Here is a 10,440-nt window from a genome sequence, read left to right as displayed (position 1 = left end):
CGTGATGTCTTCATGCAAAATTTCCTTGATCCGATTAGGAGAAAATTCTATTTCTGACGAGCACTGGTTTCAGGGGGGATTACCCCGTTACCGATCACTCGACAGCTTCAGACGGCTTCCGACATCAAGAGCGCGGTAGCCTTTTTAATATTGATTTCTCGCGTTCGAGGCGAGCAATCCAAGCTTCCAACTCCTGGATTTTTTGCTGCTCGGGTGTCAGGGCCTTGCTCTAGGGCGTGACGCCGGTACGCTCTTGCTGAAGCTGGTCGACCCATCGGCGCAGCGCCGACTCACCCACACTCAGTGAGCGACTGGCTTCGATGAAGTTGTAGTTTTGCTTGAGCACGAGGTCAGCAGCCTCGCGTTTGAATTCTGGTGAAAAGGTACGGCGTTGCTTGGTCATCTGACACCTCAGTAGGGCGGGTATTCTCGCCTATATGGGTGTCCGGTTTCATTGGACCACTACAGAGACCTTCCGGCGAGGGGGGACCGAGCCAACGATCTTATCTGGCGCACTGTTAGAGACTTCGACTAAGTCAGTGCCTCGTGACACCAGTACGGATAGGCCAGCGGATAGCGCCCGGTGATATGCCGCCGCTGTCGCTTCAGCCGCAAGACGAGGAATTGCTTGTTCAAGCAAGTCGATTTCGCCCTCTGACAGAGGGCCTTTAGGGAGGACCATTCAGATATTCAGCCTCGGGATTGCGAGCGCTTGTACTGACGGGCGTCAATTCCCCATTTTCTGAGCCGCGATGCTAATGTCGTCGGCTTCAATCCCAGCAATTCAGCAGCACCTCCATCCCCTGATACCTTCCCTCCTGTGCGCAAAAGCATAGCAATGATGTTGAGTTTGAGCTGATGCTGCAGGTCTTCATCGCGCACTGGCTCTGTGACGATCTCAGAGGTAGTAACGGGTGGGTTCTTTGTGTGAGAACTGGTCGTTAACAATTCGTTGAATCTCAACCGGCCGTCCAGGGATACGATGATTTGTCGTTCGATCACGTTTTGCAGTTCGCGGATGTTTCCAGGCCAGGAGTATCGCTTCAGAATTTCGACCTGTGCCAAAGGCAGACGCACCTCAGGCCTGTTGAAGGCCAGACTGGCCCGCTTTAGAAAGTGGCTGGCCAGCAACGGAATGTCCCCTAATCGCTCACGAAGGGGAACCGAGCGTATAGGGAAGACATTCAGACGAAAATACAGATCCTCCCGAAAGCTCCCGGTGCCGATCATTTCTCGCAGGTCGCGGTTTGTCGCAACGATCACCCGGACATCAACCGCGCGTGTGAGATTATCACCTACGCGTTCAAATTGTTGATCCTGCAGTACCCGCAGCAGCTTGCTCTGAAGCTCCAATGGAATCTCACCTACCTCGTCAAGAAACAAAGTCCCGCCATCAGCAAGCTCAAAGCGCCCTACGCGGTCATTTACGGCGCCGGTGAACGCCCCTTTGACGTGGCCAAAGAATTCGCTTTCAAACAGCTCTCTAGGTATGGCTGCGCAATTGACGCGAATCAGCGGCCGCTCGCTTCGTGGACTGCTGGCGTGGATAGCGCGAGCAATCAGTTCTTTGCCCGTTCCGGACTCGCCGCTGATAAGGACGTTCGCGTCGGTCGGACCGACCAGCTCTATTTGTCGGATCAAATGCAAAACAGCAGCGCTCTCTCCAACGATTTCGTGGTGATTGCGCTCAGCTTTGATCTCTTCAAGCAGATACTGATTTTCGAGCTCTAGGCGGAGCTTAAGTTGCTCCACCTCGTTAAGGGCGTCACGAAGCTTGGCCTCTGCGCGCTGTCGTTCACGGATATCGCGAAACAGAACGACGGCCCCGACCAGGCGGCCCATTTCAAAGATGGGAGTGCTGGTGTACTCGACGGGAATCGGGTCGCCATTCTTGTGCCAGAAAACTTCGTTATCGACCCTGTGCACCTGCCCGTCGCTAAAGGATGCATGAATGGAGCACTGTTCTACATCGTAGTGGGTGCCGTCACTGTGGCTGTGGTGAAAAAGCTGGTGAGCGTTTTTTCCCACGAGGTCGTTCGCACTCCATCCGACGATTCTCTCGGCGGCCGGATTCATAAACGTGGTATGGCCGTTGGTGTCGAGTCCATAAATGCCTTCACCGACAGCGCCCAGGATCAATCGGTTCTGGCGCTCGATCCGCTCGAAGACCTGGCTGATCCTCTCCCATCCCACGTGACCCAAACGGTGTAGACGCCGGGCTTCTGAACGGTTGCGACGAGTCTCCAGCCAATCACGATCCTGAATCATGAACAAGATGCGTTTGCCGCCGTGCAGCGCCGTCGCAGTCATTTCCACTGCGTGATTTCGACGCTGCAGATCCATAAGCGTCAGATCGTCGGACCAGGCCTGACCAAGGGTGAGCACCTCGTCCGTGAAACTGACCCAGAGGGCAATGCCTCCACCGATGAAGTGGCTGAAGCGATTCGTAGGGGTCGAATTTTCCGCATAGCCTAGCAAGCGAAGCCCGGCAGTATTCGCCTCAATGATCGAGTCGGATTCAGGTTCAACCACCAACATAGCCACGGGAGCCTGGGCGACGGATTCAAGCGCAATATTGGTGGTCACGGGCGAATTCCCACTGTTCTACGGGGTTGGGTTAGTTGAGCTGAATATACGAGATTTCGTAAATAAATCACGAAAAATGGTTACTAACGATTTATCGTTAAATTTTCTCCCCATCTACCGTTAAAAAAATTCATATAAATCAATTATTTAAGTGAGGATCGCTTTTGGCACGACTCTCGCTAAGTCTTGTTCGTCGTTTCACTAAATAACCGCTCTACGAGACTGCAGACATGAACAAAATGGAAATGCACCACACCGTGATGGCCGCCAAATCCCGAAAGGAAATGACTTGGGATCGATTGAGCGAGGAGGTTGGGAAGGCGCCTGTGTGGCTGGCCTCGGTCTGCTACGGTATGAACAGTGCCGCTCCCGACGTTGCTGCCCGCATCTGTGAAGTCCTGGAACTGGGTGAGGAAGTGGCTATGGCCATGACCGACTTTCCTACTAAGTCGTGGGAAAACACGGTGCCGCAGGATCCGATGATCTACCGCTTGTACGAGGTAGTCGGCGTGTATGGGCCGACTCTCAAAGACGTGATTCAGGAGAAGTTTGGCGATGGCATCATGAGTGCCATCGATTTCTCAATGCACGTCGAGAAGATTGAAGATCCCAAAGGTGATCGAGTGCTTCTGACTCTCAACGGAAAATTTCTGCCTTATCGTTCCTGGTAATCCTCATGCACTGAAGCGCACCAGCCCCACGCAAGAGGCCTGAAGCGGCCTCTTTCAAAACCAGTTTTGAGGTGATTCCAATGTCTTATCTATTACCGTCCGAGTTTGTCACCAAGATGCTGGATGCAGGTGAATCAAAAATTCACATGTCGACGCGGGACACTCTGATCAGAGGCTACATGGCCGGAGCGATACTGGCTCTGGCGGCGGTCTTCGCCGTTACCGTTGCAGTGCAGAGTGGCTCAGCACTGCTGGGTGCAGTCCTGTTTCCAGTAGGATTTTCAATGCTCTACCTGATGGGCTTCGATCTTCTGACAGGCGTTTTCATGCTTACGCCTCTCGCGCTCTTGGACAAGCGTCCTGGCGTGACGGGACGCGGAGTGCTTCGTAACTGGGGATTGGTCTTCGTTGGTAATTTTGCAGGTGCGCTAACGGTTGCCTTCATGATGGCGTTCGTTTTTACCTACGGCTTCAATGCGAGCCCTGGCGCAGTCGGTGAAAAAATTGCCAGCATCGGTGAAGCTCGAACCTTAGGGTATGCACACTATGGCGTCGCGGGATGGATCACCATCTTCCTCAGAGGCATGCTGTGCAATTGGATGGTCTCGATGGGCGTAGTGGGAGCAATGATTTCAACGTCTGTGAGCGGTAAGGTCATCGCCATGTGGATGCCGATCATGCTGTTCTTCTTCATGGGGTTCGAGCATTCGGTTGTGAACATGTTTTTGTTCCCATCGGCCATGATCATGGGCGGCAGTTTTTCCGTGATGGACTACCTCGTCTGGAATGAGATTCCGACCGTTTTGGGCAATCTGTTGGGCGGTCTGGCATTCACCGGCTTGACGCTTTATGGCACACATATCAGAACAGGCGCTAAACGGGTTGTTGTCTGAACCCTGTGCCCAGAACCTACAGTAGGTTTGCCGGAGAGCCCTGAGCAATCGGGGCATCCTATCTGACTCAATTCGCGAGCGGTGGCGGGATGGCGGTGATTACCCGAGGTCGCCTCTCCACCATCAACCCTCCCGCTATAAACCTAAGCTCTTACATTAGGTGCATCTTGATCGCTTGCGCGGCTTGATCCATCGCGTGGCGGACACTGGGAACCTGGGCGAGCACGTTGAGCAGACCGTAATCGTGAATCATGCCGTTGTAGCGGACTGCAGTAACCGAGACACCAGCAGCATTGAGCTTACGGGCGTAAGCCTCACCTTCATCGCGCAGTACATCCATCTCGGCGGTCTGGACCAGAGCAGGAGGCAGGCCTTTCAGCTGCTCCAGGCTGGCGCGCAGTGGTGAGGCGTGGATGTCGTTGCGCTGGTTCGGATCGGTGGTGTAACTGTCCCAGAACCACTGCATCATGCTGCGAGTGAGGAAGTGGCCATCGGCGAACCACTTGTACGAGGCGTCGTTGAAGTTTGCGTCCGTCACCGGCCATAGCAGCGCCTGAAGGCGCAGCTTCGGCGTGCCTACCTCTTTGGCCTTGATTGCAACCGCTGCGGCCATGTTGCCACCGACGCTGTTACCCACGACGGCGAGTCGGCTTCCATCAACGCCGATCTGTTTACCGTTTTCAGCTAGCCAACGGGTGGCACCGTACGCTTCATTGATCGCGGTGGGAAACTGCGCTTCCGGCGACGGCGTGTAATCGACGTACACCGCTCCCGCACCAGAGCCTACCACCAAGTCGTGAATGAGACGTTCGTGAGTGGGATAGTCACCTAGCACCCAACCCCCGCCATGGAAGAACATGAATACAGGCAGGTCGCCTTTAGCCCCTTGTGGGCGTATTACGCGAATTCCCAACGGCTTGCCGTCTACTTCGATGCTGCGGCGTTCGACCTGTACGCCACTTACGTCTACCTCGACGCTAGCCTGGGCGCTGGTCAGTACGGCGCGAGCGTCCTCGGGTGAGAGGGTCTCCAGCGGCCTACCGCCGTTTGCCTCCAAGGCCTCCAGGAAAGCCTGGGTCGTGGCCTCGACACCAGGACCGCCTGCAGCAGATGCGCGGTTGACGGCAAAGGCCAGCAGGCCCGCAGTGAGTGTGCGTGACAGATTCATGGTTCAAGTTCCTGAGCTATGGGCCGGTAATCAGCTGGTAGCGGTGATATTCGGGCGGGTATGGCTCTGGCGGATGCCAGAGGGTCCACAGCGATCTCTTGAGTGATGTCCACGTCCGTGCGGGACATATGAGGGAAAGGCTTCGGCAGCGGCACTGACTCTGATGCTTTGTAGTAGCCTCAGGTAAAGTGTCGATGCTGGATTAATTAGTGCAGCCATTCCCTATAACTTGGTATTCCATGATGTGCCGGGTTCCCTTCGAGTCGTGGCAGGTAATCTGGACTGGCACTACCTTGCAGACATTGGGCACCTGAGTAATCGCCACAACGTGCGCGATATCCAGATTCTGGGAATAGCCAATGTGGTGGCGGCGGATCCGGTACCTGATGTCTGCAACGTGGTGCCGGTCCAGCTGACGTACGATGACTCTAAAGGTGACCGCCACATCATGGAGTACCTTGTCGTAGGGAATGGGTGTACGAACTGATGCGACACCGAGACTCTGCCTGAGGCCAGTGCTTGGCCTCAGGGGTGGTGCCATTGCAAGAGCCTTCACAGATAGACCCTTGTTGCAGACAAACCCCATTTCCTACCGTCACGTAAGATCCCTTGGCAAAATATTTGCCGGGTTGTTGGCGCTGACGCCGAATTGACCCAGTGGCCGATGCCACACTGACCCAACACCGATCGGTGAAAATCCAGCACTGGTAATGTTCCCCAAGTTGGAAGCCTGGGTCAGTGAAGTTTCGGCAACGGGGTCAATCCAGCTCTGGCGATAACAGAGCGTCCTCTTTTGGCCGATTCTGTTGAAAAAGTCGGATTTTCAAATGACCTGAACTCGGGCACGACCACCACTGGAGAACGTACTCACCACATTAAGTGGTTTTTCGGCCCTTCGATGATCTTTACCGCTCTGTTATTGGGTTAATTTGAGGTTTTTTGCTCGGTGCAGACGCACCTATCCCATGACTGGTGGCCCTTGAGATGAAAATTTGGCAAGCCGTCGCAAGTTCTGCACCGCAGCGGCCAGCGTAAATTCATCCGTCGCGCCACTCATGCCACGTCGCCGCAGGCGATCCAATTTCAGGATGCGCTTGAGGTGGGCAAACAACATTTCGACCTTTTTACGTTCGTGGCGAGAGCGCTGATATGCCAGCGTTGCTGCAATTCGCCGAGCCACATTGCGAGCGGCTTCATGGACGCTGCGAGCGATCTTGCGGAACGCTGTGTTCGGGTAGCACTTGGCTTTCATCGGACACGTAGCGCAGTCGGTCTGCCGGGAGCGGAAGATGATGGTGTTGGCTTTGGTGACATGAGAACGCTCATTCTTGAAGGCTCGCCATTCGCTGCGCAATGGGTTTCCGGCCGGGCAGCGGTATTCCTCAGCCTCTTCATTCCAGTGAAAACCGTTGCTCGAAAAACTGTCGTTCTTGCGCTCGGTTTTGTCCCACACCGGCACATGCGGTTCGATGTCTTTTTCCTCCACTATCCAGGCCAGCATCGGCGCGATACCGTAAGCGGTGTCGCCAATGAGGCGCTCCGGCTTGATGTCGAATTGCGCTTCGAACCGATCGATCATGGTCTTGGTGCTCTGGACTTCTGCGGTTCGATGAGCGGGTGTGGGTTCTACGTCCATGATCACGCCGTGCTCGGTATCGATCAGATAATTCGTGGAGTAAGCGTAGAACGCTGGGCCAGCTGGAGCTGCGGTCCAGCGGGCTTGAGGATCAGTCAGCGACAGGCGCTTCGGTAGCGTTTCGGCCAAAGCCTCTTCATCGAGGCCTTCAAGGTACTCACGCACGGCGCGGGTGCTCAGGGCCGGCTCGCTCCAGTCGACCGGTTCATCACCGGATACGCCGCGCTGCCGACTCGCATCCGCTTTGATGATGCTGGCGTCGACGGCAAAGCCTTCGCCCTTGACCAGGCCGGCGTCCATGCACCGACGCAGCACTTCATTGAACAGCCAGCGAAACAGATCGCTGTCCCGAAAACGGCCGTGTCGATTTTTGGAAAAGGTCGAGTAATTGGGGACTTCGTCTTCAAGGCTTAACCGGCAGAACCAGCGATACGCCAGGTCTCTTCGCATAACCGCCGTTCAGAGCGGATGCCATAGCAGTAGCCGACGATCAGCATGCGGATCATCAGTTCAGGATCAATCGACGGACGCCCAATCGGGCTATAGAAATCGGCGAGGTAATGGCGCAGGTCGCTCAGATCAAGACACCGATCAATGTTGCGCAGAAGGTGATTTTTGGGATGAGGTCTTCAATGTTGAACGAGTAAAACAGCCGATCCTGCCCACTCGATAACTGTCCCATCATGCTGTGTGATCCCCCTGCGGCCAATGAAGAGACTTTGCCGGAGGCCAGTCAGGGGGGCTACTTTTTCAACAGAATCGGCGATATTAAGTTGGTCAGCCGCTTGCGTCGGCAGATGGGCAATTCGGCATCAGCCTCGACACCACGGCGATACAACCTCCGCTACTCTTGGCAGAATGTCATGTACGAGTTCTAATAACAGCCCCTTTTATCCAAGGAAGACGAACGATGCTGATTTTCCGTCAATGGGCTACCCTCTTCGCGACCATGCTGATGCTAATGATTGATGTTGCCCATGCCGAGAATCGTCCGCAGGTGGCGGACAAAGTAATAGCCTACAAGGGGCAGCAGGGCATCAAGGTCTGGACATTGCGCATCGGCGAACGCAGTGACAATCAAGCATTGGTGCAATTGGAGGATGTGGACCACGAATGGAATATGCGAATCCAGAAAATGACCGTGGCGAAAAGTTCCCAGGACACACGTTACTTCACCACCGTCGACGGCAAAAAGTTTGTCGTGCTGATTTTACAGGAAGGCTGGGGAGAACTGTACTTGCCTGGAGAGGCCAAGGCCCTGCAGGTTAGTTATGACGAAGATTTGTCCAGCCAGGGCGATGCCCAGGCGTTTCTTACTGAATACCTTCAGAGGCAGTAAGCGGTGAACCGATTCAGTAACCTGCGGCTGGGGTTGGCGATGCTGTTGCTGCCACTGCTTTTCATAGTATGGGGCAGCCATCAGAGGTGGCGTGCCCAGAGCGTAGTGATGAATGGGCAGGTAATGCGCCAATGATCGAGCACCCTAGCGATACGTTGTTGGCGCAGTTACCCGATGAGGGCGAGGTACGCTCCTCGGAGGGAGCACGCCGTGACAGTTTCCACTGGCAAGTTGATCAGTTCGATGCCGACCTTGATTGGTTCGGCTGCGCAAAGGATTGGCGATCATCAGCCAATGGCTGTTGCTGGCCGCCGTCGCCACTTGGCTGAAACCACGGATGGACGCCTGGCATGCACTAGCCTGGCGAGATTTTTTATACGATCGCCTAGCTCGCACCTTGGGCCCGTTCATTAGTGATCTATACGGGCCTACAGCCCATCCTTTGACGCGCATCCCCGCACGGCCCGGCGCCTCCACAACCTGGGCGTGACCTCGAATGCGGAATCGCTTACATAGGCCAGGCGAGTGCGAACTTTACCGATCAAGCCTGGTTCAGCCATCTGATCAATACCACTCCCTTCGATAGCTCACTGTCAACTCTTTACAAGGACTTCTCGATGACCACGCCACAGCAACCCGACCCGCTCGCACGCTTGTCCGAGTCCCTCAGCGCCGATTACAGCGAATCCCGTGAAGCCCAGCATGACCGGGTAATCAACGAACTCCGGCAAGTGATCGAGCGTGTGCCAGAGCAAAGCGAATTCACCAACACACGTCGCTACAAGGTCTTTGGTCCGTTGGTGACATTGGCATCGCTGGGCGTGCTTGCGTGGGGCATGCATGCGGGCGACACCGGACTGATTGTAAGTGGCGCGTTTCTGACTCTGGTCTTCGCAGTAGTTACGTGGCAGCACCGTAATGCCGGCCAGCACAGCTTCATGCGCCTGACGCGTCGCCAATTGTTCGTCGACTCGCTGAGCTCGCCGGTCAATCTAGTAGATATCGTCGACATTTACGTCAAAGACGAAGGCCTGCTAACTCTGCAGAAATTGACCTTGCATCCTGATGCCGTCCTGCCGACCCACCGCCCCGTGCGGCAGTTTTTCGGCAATCAGGCCATGGCGCTCAATACGCCTGAACCGCATATTCGCATTCACTCCGCCGGGTTAATGTGCGGCGGCAAAAAGTTAAGCTGTGATGACATTGGCGCGTTACTAAATGCTTATTGGCAGTCCGCCTGTGCGCAACAGCGGCTTGATGCATTGCAACATCATGGATAACTCGAACGAGGAAATGTTGCTCGAGCAACTGCAAGCTGAGGCCGACGGACCGATTCACTGCTGCGAAATACGAGAGCGGTCGTTAGTGCAAGCGGCGGGGACCGCGCTGGTCGCGTTACTGCTTGTGATACTTGGTGGTTGGTTAATGAGCTTGCCTGTGTCCTGGCATCTGCGCTCGGCGCAAATGTGGTTCTGGATACCCGGCACGCTGGTACTTGGAGCCGGATTAACAGGACTCCTCTGCAGCGAAGCGTTTCGCCGGCGACATGGAAAAAGAGTGCTGCTGTTGACCCCAGACTCCGTGCAGTTCAACAACGCAATTGGGGCCACACCATGGCATTACTTCGATGGGTTTGAACTGGAGCAGAGCCACTTTAGTCTCGCAATAGTCTTTTCGGTCAGCGTTGGAAGCCATGTCCCAGCGCTCAAACCCGCCAGCTTCAAATCACTGGCCGCGCCGGATGCGTGGCCAGTGGCGAATGGCATGCGGATCAAGCTTTGGCTACTCAATCCGATGTTAGAGGGACAGCGGTTAGACTTCGAAAGATTGACCGATCTGCTCTACGCCTACATAAACGCTGCCCAAGCGCGCGCCACCTTGGACAAATTGTTCCCAACAATAAAGCGCATCAGTACGCTGAGCCAGAGCACTGACCAGTAGCGGTGTCTTAGGTTTTATACGAAAAGTATTGCCGCATCCAACGTAGGCTGCAGGCCAGCGTGACCATGGCTGCAAAGCTCCCGGCCAGCTTGTTGCTGGCGCTGACGCTGAATTGACCCAGTGGGGATGCGGATAAAAACTTGGACTGGTTATGCCGCGAAGCCCAGGCTCTCACGATACTCAACGGGACTGAGAGCGCCGAGGGA

General features: G+C 55.2%; 9 protein-coding genes and 3 pseudogenes. 6 read left to right on the top strand and 6 right to left on the bottom strand.

Translation table 11 applies throughout. The features are described from left to right. Positions 1–139: 139 nt before the first annotated feature. Together CE491_RS03770 and CE491_RS03760 are read right to left on the bottom strand one after the other, a co-directional pair. Positions 140–403: pseudogene (locus CE491_RS03770) on the bottom strand (transposase); the annotation flags it as partial. Between the two features lie 287 nt (positions 404–690). After that, a complete protein-coding gene (locus tag CE491_RS03760) occupies positions 691–2,538 on the bottom strand; it encodes a sigma-54 interaction domain-containing protein (RefSeq protein WP_407681323.1) in 1,848 nt (615 codons plus the stop codon). Between the two features lie 278 nt (positions 2,539–2,816). Here CE491_RS03760 and cynS point away from each other — a divergent pair, with 278 nt between their 5' ends. Further along, positions 2,817–3,257 (top strand): cyanase, encoded by a 441-nt coding sequence (gene cynS, locus CE491_RS03755; RefSeq protein ID WP_110947018.1) that lies wholly within the window; start codon positions 2,817–2,819, stop codon positions 3,255–3,257. A gap of 80 nt (positions 3,258–3,337) precedes the next feature. Continuing rightward, the gene (locus tag CE491_RS03750; RefSeq protein ID WP_110947017.1) at positions 3,338–4,150 is read left to right on the top strand and encodes a formate/nitrite transporter family protein; all 813 of its coding nucleotides are present in this window, start codon (positions 3,338–3,340) and stop codon (positions 4,148–4,150) included. Between the two features lie 151 nt (positions 4,151–4,301). Here the strand turns inward: CE491_RS03750 and CE491_RS03745 are convergent, their stop codons facing one another. Both CE491_RS03745 and CE491_RS30640 read right to left on the bottom strand, forming a co-directional pair. After that, positions 4,302–5,318, bottom strand: a complete 1,017-nt coding sequence (locus CE491_RS03745; protein ID WP_110947016.1) for an alpha/beta hydrolase — start codon at positions 5,316–5,318, stop codon at positions 4,302–4,304. Positions 5,319–5,520: 202 nt separating this feature from the next. Further along, a pseudogene (locus CE491_RS30640) lies at positions 5,521–5,673 on the bottom strand (DUF2790 domain-containing protein); the annotation flags it as partial. Here CE491_RS30640 and CE491_RS31020 point away from each other — a divergent pair. Further along, a complete protein-coding gene (locus CE491_RS31020; protein ID WP_324880239.1) occupies positions 5,647–5,805 on the top strand; it encodes a DUF2790 domain-containing protein in 159 nt (52 codons plus the stop codon). The pseudogene CE491_RS30640 and the gene CE491_RS31020 sit on opposite strands and share 27 nt — an antisense overlap. A 471-nt stretch (positions 5,806–6,276) precedes the next feature. Here the strand turns inward: CE491_RS31020 and CE491_RS03735 are convergent. Continuing rightward, positions 6,277–7,639, bottom strand: a pseudogene (locus tag CE491_RS03735) (IS1182 family transposase). Positions 7,640–7,864: 225 nt separating this feature from the next. Between CE491_RS03735 and CE491_RS03730 the strand changes: the two are divergent. The 3 genes from CE491_RS03730 to CE491_RS03720 all read left to right on the top strand — a co-directional run bounded on the left by CE491_RS03730 (position 7,865) and on the right by CE491_RS03720 (position 10,234). Further along, on the top strand, positions 7,865–8,293 hold the full coding sequence (locus CE491_RS03730) for a hypothetical protein (RefSeq protein WP_110947015.1): 429 nt from the start codon (positions 7,865–7,867) through the stop codon (positions 8,291–8,293). A 617-nt stretch (positions 8,294–8,910) separates the two neighbouring features. Further along, complete coding sequence (locus CE491_RS03725) at positions 8,911–9,573, top strand: hypothetical protein (RefSeq protein WP_234407504.1); 663 nt, start codon at positions 8,911–8,913, stop codon at positions 9,571–9,573. Then, positions 9,566–10,234, top strand: coding sequence for a hypothetical protein (locus CE491_RS03720; RefSeq protein WP_199884977.1), 669 nt, complete (start codon positions 9,566–9,568; stop codon positions 10,232–10,234). The genes CE491_RS03725 and CE491_RS03720 overlap by 8 nt, the downstream gene beginning before the upstream one ends. Before the next feature lie 7 nt (positions 10,235–10,241). On the opposite strand, the gene CE491_RS30630 is transcribed toward CE491_RS03720, so the two are convergent. Continuing rightward, positions 10,242–10,440: hypothetical protein (locus CE491_RS30630; RefSeq protein WP_234407503.1), on the bottom strand; the 199-nt coding region annotated here is incomplete at its 5' end.

The sequence above is a fragment of the Pseudomonas bohemica genome, assembly GCF_002934685.1.
Classification (GTDB): Bacteria; Pseudomonadota; Gammaproteobacteria; order Pseudomonadales; family Pseudomonadaceae; genus Aquipseudomonas; species Aquipseudomonas bohemica.
Note: the sequence above shows the minus strand (reverse complement) of the source record. Positions and strands in the feature narration are given on the sequence as shown.